Origin of the sequence: Actinoplanes sp. M2I2 (genome assembly GCF_023544445.1) — a bacterium.
Lineage (GTDB): Bacteria > Actinomycetota > Actinomycetes > Mycobacteriales > Micromonosporaceae > Actinoplanes.
This window is the reverse complement of the sequence record NZ_JALPVJ010000005.1, coordinates 148,052-167,463: the sequence shown is the minus strand read 5'-3', so window position 1 is coordinate 167,463 and position 19,412 is coordinate 148,052. Positions and strand designations below refer to the sequence as shown.

Here is a 19,412-nt window from a genome sequence, read left to right as displayed (position 1 = left end):
GCCCAGCATCGTACGCCCCCGGGCCGCCGGACCTCCGAGCCCGGGCCGGGCCACCCGTAGTGGGCAGTGACCGGGGTGATCGGGCAGCATGTCGGCATGACTGACTGCACCGGGATGGGCGGAGCGAGCGGGACGCCGGGACGACAGGACCGGGCCGGTACAGTCATGGGTGTGGATGGACGCCGGATTTGTCGTGGTCTGGCGAGCTTGGCGGGCTTGTTGATCGGGCTGTTGGCCGTGCTGCTGGGCCCGGCCGCGCCCGCGAGCGCGCACGCCGTGCTGGTCAACAGCGACCCGGCGAGCGGCACGATCGTGCCCGACGCGCCCAACAAGATCACGCTCAACTTCAGCGAGTCCGTGCAACTGCTCTCGGGCAAGATCCAGGTGCTCGCCCCGGACGGCTCCCGCGCCGACCAGGGCGAGCCCACCGTCGACGGCGGCGCGGTCACGATCCCGTTGCGCTCGGGCGGCGGCCGGGGCACCTACCTGGTCAGCTTCCGGGTCATCTCGGCCGACAGCCACCCGGTCGGCGGCAGCCTCACCTACTCGGTCGGCGCCGCGTCGGCCACTCCCGCGGCGACGATCGACGACGAGTCGGTCGACCCGGTCGTCCGGGTGCTCATCCCGGTCGGCAAATATCTCGGGTACGCCGGCCTGGTGCTGCTGGTCGGCCCGGTGCTGGTGCTCGCGCTGCTCTGGCCGCACCGGCTCAGCCGCCGCGGGCCGGGCCGTCTCGTCTGGACGGGCATCGGCCTGGTCGCCGGCAGCACGCTGCTGGCCCTCTGGCTCCAGGCGCCCTATTCGACCGGGTCCAGCCTCTTCGACGTACGGGTGGGCGACCTGCGCGACGTGCTCGGCAGCACGTTCGGGGCGATCATGCTGGTGCGCCTCGGCGTGATCTGCGCCGCGGCCCTGCTGCTGCGGCCGCTGCTGCGCGGCACCGGCTCCGACTCCAAGACCGACCTGGCGCTGCTCGGCGTGCTCGGCGTGGCCGCGCTGGCGACCTGGCCGCTGACCGGGCACCCGACCGCCTCGCCGGTGGCCGGGGTTTCCGTCGTGGTCGACGCGATCCACCTGGCCGCGATGGCGGTGTGGCTGGGCGGCCTGGTCATGCTGGTCGCTTTCCTGCTGCGCAAGGCCGACGAGCGGGAGCTCGGGGCGATCCTGCCCATCTGGTCGCGCTGGGCCGCCACGGCGGTCGCCGCGCTGATCGTGGCCGGGGTCGTCCAGGCGCTCATCGAGGTCTCCTCGCTCGACGGTCTCTTCTTCACCACGTACGGCCGCCTGATCCTGGTCAAGGTCGGGCTGGTCGCGATCGTGCTCGGCGCGGCCTGGTACTCACGCCGGCTGGTGCGTTCCAAGGTGGCCGAGGGCAAGCCGTCCGGCCTGCGACGGGTGGTGTGGGCCGAGCTGGCGGTCACCGCCGTCGTGCTCGGCGTCACCTCGGCGCTGGTGCAGATCGCACCCCCGCGCTCGGCCGAGGCGACCCAGGCGGCCGGCACCTCGACCACGGTGACCAAGACCCTGACCAGCCCGAAGATGGCTCTGCAGATCGACATCTTCCCGGCCACGGTGGGCAACAACAGCATCCACCTGTACGCCTACACGCCCGACAACAAGCCGTTGACCGTCGTGGAGTGGAGCGCCACGGTCGCGCTGCCGTCGAAGGGCATCGAGCCGATCGAGATCCCGCTGCTGCGGATCACCGACTTCCACGCCGTCGGCGACATCGCGCTGCCCGCGGCCGGGGAGTGGACGTTCAAGGTCACCGCGCGTACGAGCGACATCGACCAGACGACGCTGTCCACCACCGCCACGGTCAACTGACCGTTCGCTCCTGACGCACCCGCATCACTTCTGTCAGCGATTTAGCCACTGTTTGACCACTTTGGGGTTATTTGGACTTGTATGGTCGGGCCACTACCGCCGAGCTTTGAGGGGGAGAAGCTGATGCGGGTGTTCCGGACCATTCTCGGAATGCTGGCGCTGACCATCGGTCTGCCGTCGCTGCTGGCCGGCGCCGGGCTCTGGGCCGCCATGCAGCACCGCGACCAGGGTGGCGCGTTCAGCGCCGACCTCCAGCAGCTGGCCACGCCGGGCTACGCCGTCGTGATCCAGGACGTGGACAGCGTGCTGCGCTCCGACGCCCCCTTCACGCGCATCGGGGACACCCAGCTCCGCCTGCTCGCCCGTACCCAGCAGGGCCCGGCCTTCCTCGGGCTCGCGCCGGCGGGCGCCGTGCGCGAATACCTGGCCGACGTGCAGCACAGCAGGGTCCGCACGATCGACATCGGCACCGGCGCGCTGCCCGTGGCCACGACGGTCGTCCCCGGCCGGCAGGCGCCCCGCCAGCAGCCCGGGCAGGCGCCGTTCTGGACTCGCGCGGACAGCACCGGTCAGATCTCGTGGACCCCGTCGGACGTACGCGGTGGTCCGTACAGCCTCGTCGTGATGAGTCCCGTCGCCGCCCCCGGCCTGCAGCTGCGCGCCACGGCCGAGCTGCGCCCCGGCTGGCTCAACTCGAGCGCATGGGGCCTGCTGACCCTGGGCACGCTGCTCGTGATGGTCGGCATGGTCGTGCTGGCCTGGCCGGCCCGCCGTCGCGAGATCGTGTACGTGGTCGAGCCCAGCCAGGTGCCCGAGCTGATGCGCGCGATCGGCGCCCCCCTGCCCGCGCTGCCCTCGACCGGTCGGCCAGTGGGCGCGCACCGCCCGCGGACGCTGGCCGACGCCCGTCCGGGTCCCGTCCCGGCCGTGATGGCCTGGCCGCCCGCTCCGGCGCTGGCCGCTGCGTCCTCATCGGCCCCGGCGAGCGCCGGCGCCCCGTCGGCCGCCGCCGGGTCGCCCGTCGCCGGGCCCGGAGTGCCGCCGAACCCGGCCGAATACGCCGCCGCGACGGCCATCCCCGGTCGTCCGGCCGGCCCGGCGCCCGGCGAACCGCTCCAGCTCATCGGTGCCGGCTCGGTCTCGCTGCCGGTCGGGGAGCCTTCCTCTGGCAGTGCCGCCACCGCCGGCGACGCGGTTTCCGGCGGTGTCGCTTCTTCCGCTGGTGTCGCTTCGCCCAGCGGTGCGGCTTCCGCTGGTGTGGCCTCGTCCGGCGGTGTGGCTTCCGCTGGTGTGGCTTCGTCCGGCGGTGTGGCTTCGCCGGGCCGCCGGACCGATCGCGCCGCGAAGCGCCCGGCGACCACGCCCGGCGACATCCCGATGTTCCAGCCCTCTGCCGTGGAAGCCTGGGTGGCGGAGACCGCCCCCGCGCGGGCCCGCGAGACCGAGGCCCAGGCTGCGGCCCGACTGGCCGAGGCGGCCCGCCGCCGCGCGGCCGCCGGCGCCGACAAACCCGGTTCGGCGTCGCCGGCCTCCCCGCGAACGCACGTTCCGGCAGCCACCGCTTCCACGATCGCCGCCCCGGTCGCGGCGCCGAGTGGTTCCGCCGACCTCGCGACCGCTGCCGCCGGTGCGACTGACGTCTCCACCGCCGATGCCCCGGCCGGTCGCCCGGCCTCCGCGGCATCGACTTCTCCCGTGGGGACGGCACGCGCGGATGTGGCTGCCGATGACCGCACTCCCGCCGGCTCGGCGTCCTCGACGGCGCCGGCTGCCGCGGAGACGGCTTCCGCCGACTCCGTCTCCGCAGGGTCGGCCCGGGCTTCCGCCGACTCGGTCTCCGCAGGGTCGGCTCGGGCTTCCGCCGGCTCGGTCTCCGCAGGGTCGGCTCGGGCTTCCGCCGGCTCGGTCTCCGCAGGGTCGGCTCGGGCTTCCGCCGGCTCGGTCTCCGCGGGATCGGCTCAGGCTTCCGCCGACGAATCGGTTCCCCTGAGCTCGGGCATGTCGGTCGGTTCGGCTGCGGGCTCTCGCAGCGACTCAGCCGCGGCCGACGACGAGTCCCCGGCCGAAGCGGTGCCCGCCCACTCGATCGACACCGTGGCTGCCGCCTACGCGGCCGGCGCCGCCGACGCGCGCGCCGCCCGGGGCGAGCCCATGGACGACGGTCGCGACCCCCGGATGGCCAACCAGAAGGTGTCGATGGTCACCGGCCCCGGAGCCACCGACTGGGCCGCGATGGGCATGCCGCGCACGGAGTCGCCGCGGCCCGCCCGCCGGCCCCAGCCCGCCGGGCGCCCGACGCCCTCGCGCCGCCCTTCTCCGGCCGGCCGGCCGGGCCAACCTGCACCCACCGGCCGGGGCCCGTCCCCGGAGCACACACCGTCGGACCCGGCACGCGCCGCCGCGCCGGCGTCCACCCCGACACCGACCGTCGGCGTCCCGGACGCGGGTTCCCCCCGGACGCCGTCCACGAACGGCGGCCGTCCGGCCGCCCCCTCCGGCCACACCCGCCAGGCCGCCGCAGCCGAAGCCGGCAGCACGAACTCGACCGGCAGCGGCCGCCCGACCGGCACCCCTGGCCCGGCTACCGCCGATCGCCTGGCCGGCTCGGCCGGTGGCGGTGTCTCGGCCGGCGCCGGTCGTCCGGCCGCCGTTGACGGCTCGGCTGGTGCCGACCGTCCGGTCGGCACCGACCGTCCGGCCGTCGCTCGCCCCGGTCCGGGGAGCGGGTCAGGCTTGAGGGCCGACGAGTTGTCGCAGGCCTCCGTCCCGACCGGCACCGGGCCGGGCACCTCATCCGCCAGTGAGGTCCGCCCGGTCGCGGGAGCCGACATCGAAGAAGGCACCGGGAGCAACCGTCCGGGCTCGGCTCCTGAGCCGGCATCTGTGGAGAAGCCGGTTACCTCCGGCACGCGGGGAAGCCGGCCGGGTTCGTCCGGGACGCCGGCGCCCGACGTGGCCGAGACCGACGCTCTGACCGGGGATGCTGCCAAGCGTTCCCAGGATGAGCCGGCTGAGGCGGACGCGAACGACGGTGACGAGCCGGGGGCCGGCGCAGCCAAGGCCACCACGGCCCCCGCCCCGCCCCGGCCGACGGTTCCACGGCCGCCCGCGCCGAGCCGGCCGATTCCGTCGCCGGCGCGTCCCGGCACCTCGGAGCGGCCCGCGTCCGCCCAGGTCCGGCCCGCGCATCAGATGGCCAACGGCGAGGCACAGCCGAGCGGTCCGGTCCCGGCCACCGCTTCCGCGTCCCCGCAGGCCGGCCCGGCCGGATCGCAGCCGGCCCGGATCTCCGGCTCGGCTCCCGCGGCCACCGACGCGCCGGCGGTCACGGCCGGTGCCGGCTCCGCGGATGCGTCGTCCCACTCCGCCGGCGCGGCGTCGAACGTTCCCGCCGTCATGCATGCCATGGCGCGCGGAGAACGCGTCACCGCGGACCGGCCGCTTCCGGGCTCCGCAGCCCCTGGTGAGGCGGCCGGTGCGAACGGCGCCGACCCGGCGGGTCACCCGTCCCCGGCGAGCTCCGTGGGTGGCGTCCCGCCGATGGCGGCTCCGACCGGCGGGTCTTCGCCGGCGGTCCGCCCGGCGACCTCGTCGCCACAGCAGCGTCCCAAGCCGACCCCGTCCGCCGGCCGTCCGGCATCCGAGGCGGCGGAGGCACGTCCCGCAGCCGACCTCGAACGCGAGGGAACCGCCAAGTCCCCGGCCGGCGCTCAGCCCGACACAGCCGCCGGCCGCACGACCGACGCGTCCCCCGCCGCGGACCACGAGCTCGCGGGGGGCACCAAGCCCGCCGCGGATACCGAGCTCGCGGAGGACAGCAAGCCCGCCGCGGATACCGAATTCGCGGGCAGCAAGCTCGGCGCGGATGCTGGCCTCGCGGGGGACAGCAAGCTCGCGGATGCCAAGCTTCCCGCCGACACCAGGCTCGGCGCGGCCACCAGGACCGCGGGGCACCGCCGGCCTTCGGAGGAAACCGACCTCGCTGCGGACACCAAGCTCGGCGCGGACGCCAGGTCCGCGGGGGACAGCAAGCCCTCGGAGGACACCGGCCTGGCGGGAGGCACCGACCCCGCCGGGTACGTCAGCCTCGCGAAGGACACCAGGCCCGTCACCGACAGCACGACCGTGTCCAACACCACGACCCCGGCCGACGACGCTGAGGGCGGCCCTGCTGCCACTACCGAGTCGGTTGTCGATGGCGCGCGTGCAGCCGACGCAGAGTCCGCGACGAACGCGACCGACGCGACCAACTCAGAGCCCGCAGCCGATGCCGAGCCTGCGGGTGACGGTGAGCCAGCGGCCGACACGTCCGGGCCGGATTCGGCCGGCCGCCGGGGCGGGGCCCGCTCCGAGGCCGAGCGTGACCTCATGGCTCAGGCGCAGAGCCGGGTCGAGGGTGGCGTGTCGTCCACGTTCTCGAGCCGGCTGGCCGCCGGCCGTCCGGCTCCGGCCGCCTGGCGCAAGGCCGCCCAGACGGTGGCCGCGCGGGCTGCCGCGGCCGCCGCCGTCGGTTCGGAGCCGGCCGCGGACACGCTCGCCGACGACGAGACGGGCGAGGCTGCCGTACCGGAAGTGAAGGCGGCCAAGCCCAAGGCCAAGACGACCCGTACGCGGGCCGCCCGGACCAAGACCGAGCCCGAGCCGGCCGAGGACGACGACAAGCCGGCCAAGCCGGCGAAGGCGGCGGCCAAACCCGCGTCGGCGAGGTCGTCCACCGCCAAGACCCCGGCGACCAAGTCGACGCCGGCCAAGAGCTCGACCCGGACGACCAAGGCGGCCACCCCGGCCAAGCCGGCTGCGCGGGGCACCGCCACGCCGCCCGCGGGGGTCGCTCGTCCGGCCCGCCCGTCGGCCGACGTCCCGGTGCGCACCAGCACGGGAGCCATCCCGGCCGCGAGCGGGACGCCCGCGGGCTGGCTGGCCGCGTATCAGCAGGAGGCGGCCGACCTGCTGGCCGGCAACAATCAGCGCCGCCGTCGCCGCATCACCGCGACGGCCCCGATCGACCAGCACGAGGACGGGCCGGGGCAGTAGACCGATCGTCCGTACCGAGGAGGCCGCCCGAGGGCGGCCTTTCTCTTTGCCCGCGACGGGCCGCACAACCGAAAGGGCCCTCCGCGCTGCCGACGCGGAGGGCCCTTTACCCGGGGGAACGGAGTAACCGAAGGGGGGCTTCGTCCGTTAAGACCAGTTTAGCCCGTCGTCGGCATTGTTGCGAAGTCATCGCCCGAAAGCGGACAAAGCACGTGGTTGCCTGGTCCGGCCCGGAAGGGTGGTGGGCATAGACGAGACACCGGTCCCGGGCGGGCGGCGTACGCTGTGCGGGTGGCTGATCATTTGGTGTGGATCGACTGTGAGATGACGGGCCTCGACCTGGGCAAGGACAAGCTCATCGAGGTCGCCGCGCTCGTCACCGACGCCGATCTCAACGTTCTGGGTGAGGGCATCGACCTGGTCATCCACGCCGACGACGCGGCGCTCGACGCGATGCCGCCGGTGGTTCGTGACATGCACGCCAAGTCGGGGCTGACCGACGAGGTGCGCCGCTCGGCTGTGACCATGGCCGAGGCCGAGGAGGCCGTGCTGGCGTATGTCCAGCAGTTCGTCCCCAACCCGCGCACCGCCCCGCTCTGCGGGAACTCGATCGCCACCGACCGTGGTTTCCTCGCCCGCGACATGCCGGCGCTCGACTCGTTCCTGCACTACCGCATGATCGACGTCTCCTCGATCAAGGAGCTGTGCCGCCGCTGGTATCCGCGGGTGTATTTCGGCCAGCCGGCCAAGGGGCTCGCCCACCGGGCGCTCGCCGACATCCGCGAGAGCATCCGGGAGCTCGAGTACTACCGCCGTGCGATCTTCGTCCCCCTGCCCGGCCCGGACATCGAGTCGGCCAAGGCGATCGCCGCGGAGCTGTAAGGCGACAGGCTCGTCACCCGACCGTGCCCGGTAACCCGCTCGACGGGCACCCTCGGCATTCGGCTATGCTTGTCCGGCACCACGGGGATGCGTCCTCGTGAGCTTGGTGGTCGTAGCTCAGTTGGTAGAGCACCTGGTTGTGGTCCAGGGGGTCGCGGGTTCAAGTCCCGTCGGTCACCCCAAGCAGTGTCACGAGGGCTCGGTCGTGCTGACCGGGCCCTCGTCGTTTCCGGCGGCCTTCCCGCCGGCCGCGAGGGTGCCGGCGGGAAGCAGGGACGCCAGCACGAGATCCCGCGCCGCGCGCACCGTCGGTTCGAAGGCGGCCGGGTCGCGCCCGATGCGTTCGGCGCCCGCGCGCATGGCGCCCGACAGCAGCTCCACGGCGAGGCCCACGTCGCCGACGTCGCGGAACTCGCCCCGGGCGATGCCGTCACGGACGACGTTCTCCACCTCGACCACGATCGCGTGGAACGGGCTGTCCGGCCCCTTCGGCACCTCGTCGACCAGGGGCCCGGAGCCGGGCCGGAACATCGGCTGCAGGGCCGGGTCGGTGGAGGCCTCGAGGACCGCCCCGATGATCTGTCGCAGCCGGTCGGCCGCCGGGTCGGCGGACCGTTCGGCGATCGCGGCCACCCGCTCGACCGCGGGCCGGCTCGCCCGCTGGGTCAGCGCCCGGACCAGCGCGCTCTTGTCGCGGGCGTAGTTGTACAGCGTGTTGCGGGCCAGCCCGGTCCGGGCCGCGATGTGGCCCATGGTGATGGTGTCGTAGTCCCGTTCGAGCAGCAGTTCCCGCATGGCTTCGGCCAGGCCGTCCCACACCAGCTCGTGGTGTTCCTCGATGCTGGCTCCCCGGATCCGCGGCATCCGGTCATCCTCTCCCACCACGAACGGGCACCAGGGGCGGGTCCGCCGTCAGGCGGTGGCGGCCGGGTAGTGACGGCGCAGGGTGGTGGCGAAGACCCGGTCGAGCGTACGGTCCGGCAGCACCCGGGCCAGGCCGATGATCAGGGCGGCGTCGCGGCCGGCGGTGTAGCGGGTGCGCGGCCGCCGGGTCGTCACGGCCCGGGCGACGACCCGGGCGGCGGCGTCGGCGGTCAGCCCCGAGGCGGTGCCCGAGGTCATCAGCGAGTTGATCGCCTGAACCAGTCCGCCGTAGCGCTCGTCCTGTTCCGGGGTCATCCCGGCGGCCAGGTGGTTGGCCGTCGCCACTCCACGGGTGGCCATCTCGGTGCGGACACCACCGGGCTCGACCACGACCACCCGGACGCCCAGCGGCTCCACCTCGCGACGGAGCGAGTCGCTGACGGCTTCCAGCGCGAACTTGGCGCCGGCGTACGCGCCGTAGGTCGGCATGGCGGTCCGGCCGCCGATGGAGCTGATGTTGACCACGCGACCCCGGCCGCGCAGCAGCGCGGGGAGGAGTGCCTGGGTGACGGCGACGTGGCCGAACAGGTTGACTTCGAACACCCGCCGCCACTGCTCCAGGGGCAATGCTTCGACCGGACCGTTCACCTGGATGCCGGCGTTGTTGACGACCGCGTGCAGCGCCCTCGGATCGTCGGCGACCCGCGAGGCCAGGGCGGCCACGTGCTCCGCCTGGGTGATGTCGAGGATGACCGGCTCGATGCCGGTCGAGCGCAGCGCGTCGGCGTCGCGGGCGCGGCGTACCCCGGCCAGGACGTGAAATCCCCGGCGGGCCAGTTCCCGGGCGGTCGAGGCGCCCAGACCCGTCGAGGCCCCGGTGACGACGACGAGCTTTGCGGTTGGTTCCGGCACGACCCACGCTCCTTTTTTTGCGACGACCTGTCACTAAGATTACGACACAGTGTCGCTAAAGAAGAGGGATGTGACGGCGTTCACCTGAAGCCGGCCGGTGGAGCCTTTCAGGCGCCGTGATAGAAGTACTGGCCCAGGCCCACGGTGAAGATGGTGATGCCGTAGAGCGCGTGCTCGATCGACACGACGAGCAGGGAGCCGGTCTTCTGATAGCGGCGCGCGAAGAGCCAGCCGCCCGCGACGGTGGCGACGACCGCGATCACGTTGCCGAAGAGCAGGTGCGCGAAGCCGAAGGCCACGGCGCTGGCGGCGGCCGCCCGCTTCCCGGTGCCGAACACCGGCTCGTACCGGTGCAGCAGGAAGGCCCGATAGATCAGCTCCTGCGGATAGACCGAGACCAACGGGTAGAACACGATGATCAGCAGCCAGAGCCCGGGGTTCTCGCGCGGCAGCACGAAAAGGTTGTCGCGGTCGAAGACGGCCATCGCGGCGACCGTCAGCACGGAGACGAGTGCCCACAGCCCGACCACGCCCCTGAGGTCGAGGCTCCCGGTGAGGCTGACGCGCTGCCGTCGCAGGTAGACGACGATCAACGCGCCCGCGACCAGCAGCACCGGGATCGGTCCGCCCGGCACGTCGATCGCGATGAGGACCCCGACGAGTCCGAAGAAGAGCAGCAGATACTCGGCCGGCCTCACGCCGGTCACGCTAGGTGCGCCAGATGGCCGGCATGCGACCGGCGCATGACCGGTTCCGGCACAGGAGCAACCGCCCAGCCGTCGGGACGGACCGGGACAGGTCGGCGTGCGGTCAGGCCAGGACGGCGTGCAGGGCGTTGAGCAGGTTCTCGGCCTGGAACGGCTTGTGCAGCAGGGGAGCGTCGGCCGGCAGTTCCTCGCCGCCGGGAGCCGAGCCGCTCGTGTAGCCGGACATGAACAGCACCGGCAGGGCCGGCCGGGCCCGGCGCAGCTCGGCGGCCAGCTGGGTGCCGGACATGCCGGGCATGATGACGTCGGTGACCAGCACGTCCATGTGCAGGTGGTCCTCGCGGACCAGGCGCAGCGCCTCGGCCGGATCGGCCGCGGCGTGCACCTCGTAGCCGGCCCGGCGCAGGATGCGGCAGACGATGTCGCGGACCCCGTCCTCGTCCTCCACGACCAGGACCCGGCCCGAGGGGGCCGCCGGCCGCTTCACCAGCGTCGAGGCGGGCGCGGCGATCTCGGCCGGCGGCAGGCAGATGCGCAGCGTCGTGCCCTCGTCCGGACGGGAGTCGAGCGTGATGGAGCCGCCGGCGTCACTCACCACTCCGTACGCCGTCGCCAGGCCCAGCCCCGTGCCCCGGCCGCGGCCCTTGGTGGTGAAGAACGGCTCGAAGGCCCGCGCGGCCACCTCGGGCGGCATGCCGCAACCGTTATCCACGATGGACAGGCACACCTGGCCGGTCTCGCGGATCAGCTCGGTCGACAGGGTCAGACGGCCCCCGGACGGCATCGCGGCGCGGGCGTTCAGCGCCGCGTTCATGATGACCTGTTCCAGCTTGCTCCGGTCGATCGTGATGCGTGGCAGGTTGAGCGACAGCATGGTGGTGAGCTCGATGTCCTCGCCGAGCGTGCGGTTCAGCACCCGTTGCATGTCGGTGGCCACCACGTTCAGGTCGAGCAGTTCGGGGCGGGACGGCTCGAGGCCGCTGAAGATGAGCAGCTGCCGGGTCAGGCCGCTGCCCCGGGCCGCCGCCTGCTCGATGGCCAGCGCGTCGGCGTGCGAGGCGTGGCCGGGACCGAGCTCCTCGGTGAGCATCGTGGCGTAACCGGCGATCACCGCCAGGATGTTGTTGAAGTCGTGAGCGATGCCGCCGGCGAGTTGTCCCAGCGAGTCGAGCCGTTCGGCCTGGCGCAGCTGCTCTTCGATGCGGCGGTGGCGGCGGCGTTCGGCCGACTCGTGCAGCTCTCTCTGCACCGCGGGGGCGAGCCGGGTCAGCCGGTCCTTGAGGACGAAGTCGCGAGCGCCCGCCCGCATCAGGTCGGCCGCCGTCTCCTCGCCGACCTGCCCGGAGACGAGCACGAACGGCAGATCGGCGTCGTGCTCGCGGACCTGGGCCAGCACGTCGACAGCCCGTACGCCGGGAAGGTTGTAATCGCAGATCACCACGTCGACCCGGTGCTGGGCGAGCGAGGCCGTCACCTGCTCGGTGGTCTCGGCCCGCGTCAACCGCACCGGCAGACCGGCGCGGGCCAGCGAATGACCGATCAGCACGGCGTCGTCGTCGTTGTCGTCGACGACCAGCACCCGGACCTCGTCGGACGTCATCGTACGACGCTGCCGCGCTCGCCGGAGGAGCCGGAGGCCGCCCAGCCGGCGCCGCCCGGGGCCAGGCTGAACCGGACCACGGCGCCCGCCTCCGGTCGGCCGGTGGCGCTGATCTGGCCGCCGTGCCGGGCGACGATGCGCCGGACGATGGCCAGGCCCACACCGGTGCCCTCGAACTCGCCGGCCGAGTGCAACCGCTGGAACGGATCGAACATGCGGTTCGCGTGCCGCGCCTCGAAGCCGGCGCCGTTGTCGCGCACTTCGAACACGTCCACGCCGTCCTGTCGCTCGCCGCGTATCCCGATCACCGCGTCGGACTGCTTGGCCGTGAACTTGAACGCGTTGCCCAGCAGGTTCTGCAGCACCAGCCTGATCAGATGGGGGTCACCCGGCGCGGTCAGGCCGTCGGCGATGTCGAACCGGACCGAGCGGCCGGGTTCCGCGGCGGCGAGCTCGTCGGCGACCTCGCGGGCGAGAGCGCTCAGATCCGTGTGCTCGCGGCGCAGCGGGGACCGGGCCGCCCGGGACAGATCGAGCAGGGCGTCCATCATCTCGGTCATCCGTTCGACGTTGGCCCGGATACGTTCGAGATAGCGCTTGGCCTCGTCGTCGAGGCCCGCGGCGTGTTCCTCGAGCAGGATCTGGCTGAACCCCTCGAGGCTGCGCAGGGGTGCGCGCAGATCGTGCGAGACCGAGTACGCGAACGCGTCGAGATCGCGGACCCGCTCCTCCAGCTCCTCGTGGAGGCTGCGGACCTCGGCTTCGGCGGGCCAGTTGGTGGAGCCCTGTCCCGTGCTCATCGTCGTCTCACCGCCTGCCTCGCCCGCCGGCCCGGTTTCTCCGACCGTACCCCGCGGTCTGCCCGAAAAGTGAGCTCTTTCCGCATTCGTGGGGGGTGGCAGGGACGCGCTAGTGATCGGCGGCGAGCTCGCGGAGCCGGCGGAGCAGCTGTCCGGCGTCCTCGGCCAGATCCCCGGCGGCGCCCGGGAAGTAGCCGTGCCCGGTGGTCCACCACCCGGCGTAGCGTTCCAGCTGCCGGATCGTCGAGTCGATCGGGAACGGGGCCTCCGGCGTCTGCGCCCGCACCCGCCGGACCAGCTCGGCGAGCTGTTCCTCGGCCCCGGCCACCGTGCGCTGCTGCCCGGCCATGGGGCTGAGCAGCAGCACCTCGGCCAGCGAGGCGGCGCGCCACAGGTCGTCGTCGAGCTCGGCGGCCTCGCGGGCGGCGTACCACTGGCCGACGCGGGCGATCCGGCCGGTGAGCGCGGCCTCGAGGGAGAGCGCCTGCACGCCGTGCCAGTGGTGCGACAGGTTCTCGGTGAAGCCCTGCTGGTACCAGTGGCGAGCCCTTTCCAGCTCCTCCCTCGCGGTGGCCAGCCAGGCGTCACGATCGCTGCCGGCCAGCCGCGCCCGGCGGAACGCCAGCTCGGCCAGCCGCTTCTGGGCGCTCCCGAGCAGGCCGAGATTCTCGAGCCGGGCGGCGACAGCGGGCTCCGCCACCTCGCCCTCGACGTAGCCGGTCAGCGACTCGATGCGCTGCCCGAGCAGGTCGGCCACCGTGTCGTACGCCTTCGGGTCGGTGATGCCCTCGTGGACCAGCCGGTCGGACCAGCGCTGAGCGGTGTGCAGCGAGGCCCACTCGGCCTTCATCGCCACCTCGTACAGCCGGTCCTGGTAATCCTCGGGAAGCTGGACGTAGCCCACCATGCTGGCCCAGTCGTGGGCGGTCTCGGCGCCCTCCTGATGCAGCCGGCTGCGGGCGTCGTGCAGGGCGAGCCGCACGTCCCGGCCGGCCAGCAGCCGGCGATAGAACGACTCCGTGAAGATCCGGGATCCCGCGAAGGTGAGCGGGAACTGGGAGGCGACCACCACCGGGACGCCGGCGCCGTGCAGCTCGTGCGCGATGCTGCCGCCGCCGGAGACGCTGTTCTGCTCGTTGCCGCCGTCGCAGACCGCGAGGGTCACGACGACGAAGCCGGGCTCGATCGGCCGGAGCGCCTCCCGCAACTGCCCGGGAGTGACCCGGGCGACGGACTTGCCGTCGTCGTCGAAGAGCGCGACCCCGAAGGCGGGCTTGTGCCGGGTGCCGACCTCGCAGCCGTGCGCCAGGACGTGCAGGTGGGTGTAGGGCCGGCCCTCCCGGACCGCGGCCAGCGCCGCCTCCCGGATCGTGGAGAGCCCGGCCCGCTCGATCACGGTGAGCATGCGGTCGACGTCGCGCGGAGGGTCGGCCATGCCCGGTACCGGCAACGGCTCGCTCCACGGGTTGAGCGCTTCGCGCAACGCCTTCCGGTGGGCGACCAGCGGCACGGGGTCGCCGGCGCCGGCGGGCGAGGCCGCCGCGAACAGCACCCGGGGATGCGACCACCACAGCCGGCGCGGGCCGGACGCCCCGAGGCGTACCCGGCGGGTGAGCACGACCGGCGGTTCGGACACCGCGAAGATCGGCCGGCGGCCGGGCCCCTCGGCCAGCTCGAACGGCAGGGCGCTGAGCTCGGCCGCGTTGGTGACCAGATCGATCTGGACCGGCTCGCCCCGCTCGGCGCACGGGCCGAGCACCTCGCTCACCAGGGCGGCGAGCTCGTCCAGCGACTCCTGGCGACGGTCGCTGTCGTGTTCCACGGCGTACCGGAGGTTGTCGATCTTGGCAAGGAAGTCGCCATGGTCGATGGGGATGTGGACTTCGCGCACCGGCTCGTTGCCGCGCGCCTGCAGGTATCGGTCGTCGGTGCGCAGCATGCCGGTGTCGTTGCGTCCGAAGCGGAAGAACTCGATCAGCTCGGAACGCATCTCAGACGTCGTCCTCCGGCTCCTCGGCGGTTTCGTACTCGACGAGATCGGGGTCGTCCGGAGCCCGGAGGACCTGTGTCGAACCGGTCAGCAGCCGCAGCTTGAAGAGCCGCAGACCGATCACGCCGGACGCCGCGACGACCTCGAGCCCGGCGGCCCGGTCGCCCGAGAGCGTGATGCCGGCCTGGGCCTGACCCAGCTCGAGCAGGTGCAGGACATCGGCCTTGGCGTGGATCTCGAAGGTCGAGTCGGCCGTGCGCGAGGAGATGATCGTGCTGCCCTGACCCGAGTACGTGGACCAGACGACCCGGTAGCGGCGGCGCCAGCCCTCGGTCTCGCGCAGCGCCCGGCCGACCTTGGCGACGTCCTCGATGGTGTCGACGGTGAGGACGGGCGCGTCGATGTAGAACGAGTCGGCGCGGGAGAACTCGATCCGGATCGAGGCCTCGGCGTTGATCTGCGGGATGCTCGGCACCTCGGCGTCCACGAGGAACTTGGTGACCCGGGTGCCGTCGGAGCGGAAGCGCAGCTTGGCCGGCGGTCCGGAGGCGGCGGTGAAGTCGATCCCGTACTCGGCGATGTTGCCCATCTTGACGAAGACGCCGTCGCTGATCACGCCGTAGTCGCCCAGCGCGAACGTGTTCGTCACCGGCATCCACGCCGCGTTCACATCGAGCTCGGCATGCAGGATCTTGTTGAACTTCCGGGCCGTGCCCATGATCACGCTCCCCGTCGTCTCCGGTCACCGCTGGTGATGTCGGCCCATCCTGACCCGCGCGCTGTCTGTGCACAACAGACCGTTCGGGCGTTATGACCCGGGTGCCGAAGAAGAAAGGCGGGATCTCAGGCCACGCAGAACTCGTTGCCCTCGGGGTCGAGCATCACGACGTGGCCGAACTCGTCGCCGTAGTGGTGCTCGCGGACCGTCGTCGCGCCGGCCGCGGTCAGCTCGGCGACCTTGGACCGGATCAGGCGCTCGCGGTCGGCCGGGTCCCACGGGGGCTCGCCGGCCACCCGGATGTCGATGTGGAAGCGGTTCTTGCTCAGCTTGGGCTCGGGCACGCGCAGGAAGCTGATTGCCGGGCCGCGGCCCTCAGGGTCGATGAGGGAGGCGCCGTCCGGATCGTCGTAGCCGGGCTCGGCCAGGTAGCCCAGAGCCGCGCCCCAGAAGGCCGCCAGCCGGTGCGGATCGGCGGCGTCGCCGCCCAGGGTCCAGTGCGTCGCCATGGCCGCAGGTTAGCGCCAAGCGGGGGTGACTGCGGGGGTTGCCTTGGTCACCGGGGCGGTCAGGGCGGCGGGCAGGTGGGGGCGCAGTTCGGTGGCGCGGGCCGTCGCCAGCCAGGACTCCTGGCGGAGGCTGTCGCTGGTGCGGCGGGCCAGTTCGGCGTCGTGGGCGGCGGCCTGCTCGGCGGCCACGGCCCGCTCGTAGCGGTCGCGCAGGTGGCCGACGGCGGCGCGGCCGACGACCAGCTCCTGCTCCAGCGGGTGCAGACGGGGGTCCCAGCCGGCCCGGCCGGCCAGCGCGTCGGCGACCGCGGCGGCCGGGAGCCAGCCGTTGGCGACGGCGGTCCGCACCGACTTGTGCAGGAAGCGCTCGCGGGCCGCGTACTCGGTGGGGGTCTGGGCGCTCCACGGCGTGCCGAAGGCCGCACCGGTCAGGCGCCCGCGCAGCCGGGCGTCGGCGTCGAGCCACGCCTGCCAGGCCTCGGTGACCTCGTCGGAGGCCGTCTCCCAGCGCTCCTGCCAGCGCTCGGCGGCGAGGGCGGCCCGGTCGGCGGCGACCCGCACCTCGTCGGCGAACTGCGTGGCCGCCATGGCCTCGAGGGCGGTCGCGCGACGCTTCTCGCCACGCTCGCGCAGCACCTTGAAGGTCTCGCTGAACGTCTGCCACGGGTTGCGCATCGCCTGCGGGCTGGCCAGCAGCAGCATGGCGGGCAGGGTGAGGATCCAGAGGGTCGCCCAGATGGCCGCCGGGGCCGGGGTGGTCAGCAGCATTTCCGCAACTACGTTCATCGCCAGGTCGTCCTGTCCGCTCGAAGAGTCCGCGATTGTCGGCTGTGCGCCCAGGGAGAGGCGCGTGGTTGCGTCGGCCCGGGACGCGGGTTCGCGTCTGCCAGGGACGCGGGGCCGGGAGGGTCATCACCTGCGCGAAGTCGCAGGGGTACGCCGTGGAGGCGAGGGGCCGCGCCGGTCAGGGGCGCGAGGCGGCGATCACGGCGCGGCCCCGAGGGCCGTCAGCGGGTGATCAGGCTGTGCGGAAAGGCGGCGCGCGCGAGCCGGTGACCCCGGCGGGGCGCTGCGCGGTGAGAGCCCGGGTGCGGTCGGCGACAGCGTCGGCCGTACGGGTCTCGGCCGTGGCCGGCTCGGTGGCCGGGGTGTCGGCAGTGGAGTCCGGCGTGGCCGGCGTCGCGGCGGAGGCGCTGTGGCCGACGCCCGCGGAGGTGAGCACCTGTGTTGCCGTCTGCGGCGCGGTCAGGCCCAGCGTCAGCAGCAGGAGCAGAACAGGCAACGACCGCAGCAGAGCGCCGCGGAGTGAGTTCGTTGCCATGGGCCCAATGTACCGATCCGGACAGGAAAGGACAGACGCCACTCCGATGATCAAAACGCCGGGCCGGCGAAGGTCCAGCTCGGGCGGCCGACGCCTGCCTGCCGGGTGACGAACCTGACAGGCAGGCGTCGAAGCGTGGGGGTGCGGGCGACGGCACCCCCACGCGTGTTGATCAGCTGGTGCGGCAGCTCAGCGACGGCCAGTTCCAGTTGCCGCCGTGCTGGACGGTGAAGCCGAACGTGTTGCCGCTGCCGTTGGGCCGGGCGGTCATCACGTTGCCCGCGCTGTTCCAGGTCACAGCCGCGTTCCAGGTGGCGATGACCTTCTGCGGCGAGCTGAGCGTCACGGTGACGACCCAGTTGCTCGCGCCGTTCACCGTCACCGAGCCGTTGAAGCGGTCCGACCACTTCTGGCCCTCGGCGTACGTGGTGGTGCAGGCGCCACCCGTCGGCGGCGGGGTGGTGGTCGGCGGCGTCGTCGGGTTGGAGCCGCCGTCGGGCGCGACGGCCCGGCCGGTGGTCGCCGAGATCATGCCGGCGCACAGACCACGCTGGGCCAGCCCGGCCGCGATCTGCGGGATCGCCGCGATGGTGGTCGCGTAGTTGTCGTGCATCAGGATCAGCTGGCCGTTGGTCAGCGTCGAGGCGGCCTGCACGATCTGCGCGGTGCTCGCCCCGTTCCAGTCCTGCGAGTCGACGTCCCAGGTCACCGTGCGCAGGCCGAGCGCGGAGGCGGCCGACTGCAGCGTCGCGTTGGTCTCGCCGTACGGGGGCCGGAAGATCGTCGGGGTGCCGCCGCCCGCGTTGCGGATGGCCGTCTGGGTGCGCGACAGCTCGGAGGACATGTCGGCCTGGCTCAGCGTGAGCATGTGCGGGTGGGTGTAGCTGTGGTTGGCCACCCACATGCCGGCCGACACCTGGGCCGCCACGAGGCCGGGGTTGGCCGCCGCGTTCTGCCCGGTGTTGAACATGGTGGCCCGCAAACCGTTGCTGCGCAAAGCGTTCAGCAGTTGCGTGGTGGTGCTCGGGTTAGGACCGTCGTCATAGGTCAGACCGACGTAGCCGTTGGCGCAGGCGTTGCTCGGCGGCGGGGTGGTGGTCGGCGGCGGTGTCGTCGGGTTGCCGGGACCGGCCGCGTTGAGTGCATCCAGAGTGGACGTGTAAGCCGCCTTCTTGTTGCCGGAGTTGTCGAACAGCAGCGGGGTGTCACCGGACCGCCACGAGTCGCTGTCCCGCACGCCCCAGACCGTGATGCCGGTGCAGCGGGCCACGGCCAGGCACGCGTTGACGACAGTGCGGTACTTGTTGGCCTGATCCGACCCGGAGCCCTGGATGTCCAGCTCGGTGATCTGCACGTCCACGCCGAGCGCGGCGAAGTTCGAGATGGTGGTCTGGAAGTTCGACGGCACCGGGTTGCCGCTGTTGAAGTGCGCCTGCAGGCCGACACAGTCGATCGGCACGCCGCGCGACTTGAAGTCCCGCACCATCGCCAGCACGGCCTGCGTCTTGGCGTGGCTGGGGTTGTCGATGTTGTAGTCGTTGTAGCAGAGCTTCGCGCCGGAGTCGGCCGTGCGCGCGGCCCGGAAGGCCGCCTCGATCCAGTCGTTGCCGGTGCGCTGCAGGTTGGAGTCGCGCCGCGCCCCGTCGCCGTTGTCCGAGAACGCCTCGTTGACCACGTCCCAGGCGTAGATCTTGCCGCGGTAGTGGGTGGCGACCTGGGTGACGTGGTTGAGCATGGCGTTGCGCAGCGCGATGCCGCTCATGTTCTGCATCCAGCCGGGCTGCTGCGAGTGCCAGGCCAGGGTGTGACCGCGCAGCCGCTTGCCGTTCGTGGTCGCCCACTGCGCGATGCGGTCGCCGCTGGAGTAGTTGAACTGGTTCTGGTTCGGCTCGGTGGCGTCGAGCTTCATCTCGTTCTCGGCGGTGACCATGTCGAACTCGCGGTTCGCGATCGTGGTGTACGTCGCGTCGTTCAGCTTGCCGGCGCTGAGCGCGACACCGAAGTAGCGGCCGCTCTGCTGCGCGGAGGCGGCGAGCGTCGAGGCGGCGTCCGCGGCGGGGGCGAGCGCGACCGCGCCCGCACCGGCCAGCAGCGCCGCCGCGGTCGTCAGAAGCAGGGATCGAGGACGGATCCGTCTGGTCACGGGGATTCACCTTCGTCGTTGTCGGGGGTACGCGACGGCGGGCTGCCGGTGGAAGCGGCCCGCCGTCACGCGATCGACGATCGTCGTTGTGCTCCATCTTGGGAG

At 72.8% G+C, this 19,412-nt stretch carries 14 protein-coding genes and 1 tRNA gene; 4 read left to right on the top strand and 11 right to left on the bottom strand.

Annotated features, from left to right (window positions below; translation table 11 throughout):
• Window positions 1–165 precede the first annotated feature (165 nt).
• The 4 genes from HJC40_RS11695 to HJC40_RS11680 all read left to right on the top strand — a co-directional run bounded on the left by HJC40_RS11695 (window position 166) and on the right by HJC40_RS11680 (window position 7,925).
• Window positions 166–1,827 (top strand): copper resistance CopC/CopD family protein, encoded by a 1,662-nt coding sequence (locus HJC40_RS11695; protein ID WP_250001551.1) that lies wholly within the window; start codon window positions 166–168, stop codon window positions 1,825–1,827.
• A 123-nt stretch (window positions 1,828–1,950) separates the two neighbouring features.
• Window positions 1,951–6,861 carry a hypothetical protein gene (locus HJC40_RS11690; RefSeq protein ID WP_250000910.1) on the top strand — a complete coding sequence of 1,637 codons (4,911 nt, stop codon included), beginning with the start codon at window positions 1,951–1,953 and terminating at the stop codon, window positions 6,859–6,861.
• A gap of 285 nt (window positions 6,862–7,146) precedes the next feature.
• Entirely contained in the window at window positions 7,147–7,743 is a 597-nt protein-coding gene (gene orn / locus HJC40_RS11685; protein WP_250000909.1) for an oligoribonuclease, read from the top strand.
• Window positions 7,744–7,849: 106 nt separating this feature from the next.
• Window positions 7,850–7,925, top strand: a tRNA-His gene (locus tag HJC40_RS11680).
• A gap of 7 nt (window positions 7,926–7,932) precedes the next feature.
• On the opposite strand, the gene HJC40_RS11675 is transcribed toward HJC40_RS11680, so the two are convergent.
• The 11 genes from HJC40_RS11675 to HJC40_RS11625 form a co-directional block, all read right to left on the bottom strand.
• Entirely contained in the window at window positions 7,933–8,607 is a 675-nt protein-coding gene (locus HJC40_RS11675; protein ID WP_250000908.1) for a TetR/AcrR family transcriptional regulator, read from the bottom strand.
• A gap of 48 nt (window positions 8,608–8,655) precedes the next feature.
• Window positions 8,656–9,519 carry an SDR family NAD(P)-dependent oxidoreductase gene (locus HJC40_RS11670; protein WP_250000907.1) on the bottom strand — a complete coding sequence of 288 codons (864 nt, stop codon included), beginning with the start codon at window positions 9,517–9,519 and terminating at the stop codon, window positions 8,656–8,658.
• Between the two features lie 107 nt (window positions 9,520–9,626).
• Window positions 9,627–10,217 (bottom strand): type II CAAX prenyl endopeptidase Rce1 family protein, encoded by a 591-nt coding sequence (locus HJC40_RS11665; protein WP_250000906.1) that lies wholly within the window; start codon window positions 10,215–10,217, stop codon window positions 9,627–9,629.
• Between the two features lie 112 nt (window positions 10,218–10,329).
• Window positions 10,330–11,826 (bottom strand): hybrid sensor histidine kinase/response regulator, encoded by a 1,497-nt coding sequence (locus HJC40_RS11660; RefSeq protein ID WP_250000905.1) that lies wholly within the window; start codon window positions 11,824–11,826, stop codon window positions 10,330–10,332.
• On the bottom strand, window positions 11,823–12,626 hold the full coding sequence (locus HJC40_RS11655) for an ATP-binding protein (protein WP_250000904.1): 804 nt from the start codon (window positions 12,624–12,626) through the stop codon (window positions 11,823–11,825). The genes HJC40_RS11660 and HJC40_RS11655 overlap by 4 nt, the downstream gene beginning before the upstream one ends.
• A 109-nt stretch (window positions 12,627–12,735) precedes the next feature.
• On the bottom strand, window positions 12,736–14,616 hold the full coding sequence (locus HJC40_RS11650; RefSeq protein WP_250000903.1) for a CHAT domain-containing protein: 1,881 nt from the start codon (window positions 14,614–14,616) through the stop codon (window positions 12,736–12,738).
• 1 nt (window position 14,617) lies between these two features.
• On the bottom strand, window positions 14,618–15,334 hold the full coding sequence (locus HJC40_RS11645; protein ID WP_250000902.1) for a hypothetical protein: 717 nt from the start codon (window positions 15,332–15,334) through the stop codon (window positions 14,618–14,620).
• Window positions 15,335–15,459: 125 nt separating this feature from the next.
• Complete coding sequence (locus tag HJC40_RS11640; protein ID WP_250000901.1) at window positions 15,460–15,843, bottom strand: VOC family protein; 384 nt, start codon at window positions 15,841–15,843, stop codon at window positions 15,460–15,462.
• Between the two features lie 9 nt (window positions 15,844–15,852).
• Window positions 15,853–16,629, bottom strand: coding sequence for a hypothetical protein (locus tag HJC40_RS11635; RefSeq protein ID WP_250000900.1), 777 nt, complete (start codon window positions 16,627–16,629; stop codon window positions 15,853–15,855).
• A 232-nt stretch (window positions 16,630–16,861) separates the two neighbouring features.
• Window positions 16,862–17,164, bottom strand: a complete 303-nt coding sequence (locus HJC40_RS11630) for a hypothetical protein (protein WP_250000899.1) — start codon at window positions 17,162–17,164, stop codon at window positions 16,862–16,864.
• Window positions 17,165–17,336: 172 nt separating this feature from the next.
• Window positions 17,337–19,307, bottom strand: coding sequence for an endo-1,4-beta-xylanase (locus HJC40_RS11625; protein WP_308200885.1), 1,971 nt, complete (start codon window positions 19,305–19,307; stop codon window positions 17,337–17,339).
• Between the last annotated feature and the right edge of the window lie 105 nt (window positions 19,308–19,412).

What these genes read in the sequence shown, in the direction of transcription:
- HJC40_RS11695 (WP_250001551.1), top strand. Translation starts at nt 166, where the DNA reads ATGGGTGTGGATGGACGCCGGATTTGTCGTGGTCTGGCGAGCTTGGCG.
- HJC40_RS11690 (WP_250000910.1), top strand. Translation starts at nt 1,951, where the DNA reads ATGCGGGTGTTCCGGACCATTCTCGGAATGCTGGCGCTGACCATCGGT.
- HJC40_RS11675 (WP_250000908.1), bottom strand. Translation starts at nt 8,607, where the DNA reads ATGCCGCGGATCCGGGGAGCCAGCATCGAGGAACACCACGAGCTGGTG.
- HJC40_RS11660 (WP_250000905.1), bottom strand. Translation starts at nt 11,826, where the DNA reads ATGACGTCCGACGAGGTCCGGGTGCTGGTCGTCGACGACAACGACGAC.
- HJC40_RS11655 (WP_250000904.1), bottom strand. Translation starts at nt 12,626, where the DNA reads ATGAGCACGGGACAGGGCTCCACCAACTGGCCCGCCGAAGCCGAGGTC.
- HJC40_RS11650 (WP_250000903.1), bottom strand. Translation starts at nt 14,616, where the DNA reads ATGCGTTCCGAGCTGATCGAGTTCTTCCGCTTCGGACGCAACGACACC.
- HJC40_RS11645 (WP_250000902.1), bottom strand. Translation starts at nt 15,334, where the DNA reads ATGGGCACGGCCCGGAAGTTCAACAAGATCCTGCATGCCGAGCTCGAT.
- HJC40_RS11640 (WP_250000901.1), bottom strand. Translation starts at nt 15,843, where the DNA reads ATGGCGACGCACTGGACCCTGGGCGGCGACGCCGCCGATCCGCACCGG.
- HJC40_RS11635 (WP_250000900.1), bottom strand. Translation starts at nt 16,629, where the DNA reads ATGAACGTAGTTGCGGAAATGCTGCTGACCACCCCGGCCCCGGCGGCC.
- HJC40_RS11630 (WP_250000899.1), bottom strand. Translation starts at nt 17,164, where the DNA reads ATGGCAACGAACTCACTCCGCGGCGCTCTGCTGCGGTCGTTGCCTGTT.